The 437-nt window shown below is 61.8% G+C and carries 1 protein-coding gene; it reads right to left on the reverse strand.

What is annotated here, in order from left to right:
* Positions 1–437 (reverse strand): PAS domain-containing protein (locus tag P353_RS04855; RefSeq protein WP_034366086.1); only part of this gene is annotated, 437 nt, incomplete at both ends.

Genomic DNA, 437 nt, shown 5'->3' on the forward strand with positions numbered 1-437 from the left:
CCCAGCCCCTTCCTGGAGACTATGCCTTTGTGCAGCTCGGGGGCGGCAGCGCCCTTGTCATGCATGGACTCATACAGCTTTTGCGCCGCCTCGACCTCTTTGCGCTCGGGCTGGGTGCGCACCGACATATAGCCCTTGGCCTTGTCATTGCGGATGATGGGAATGGCATTGGCCCGCACCCAGTAGTGGTCCCCGTTCTTGCGCCGGTTCTTGACCAGTGCGCTCCAGGGCTCGCCGCTTTTGAGCGTGGCCCACATGTCGGCAAAGGCAGCCGGGGGCATGTCCGGGTGGCGCACCAGATTGTGCGTCTGGCCGAGGATCTCTTGCGGCTCGAAGCCGCTGACCTCCATGAACGCCTGATTGGCATATTTGATGTAGCTCTCGGTGTCCGTGGTGGACATCAGAGTCGCGTGCTCATCAAAGCTGTACTCCCGCTG

Source organism: Comamonas testosteroni, from assembly GCF_000761245.1.
In the GTDB taxonomy this organism is placed as follows: Bacteria; Pseudomonadota; Gammaproteobacteria; order Burkholderiales; family Burkholderiaceae_C; genus Comamonas; species Comamonas testosteroni_C.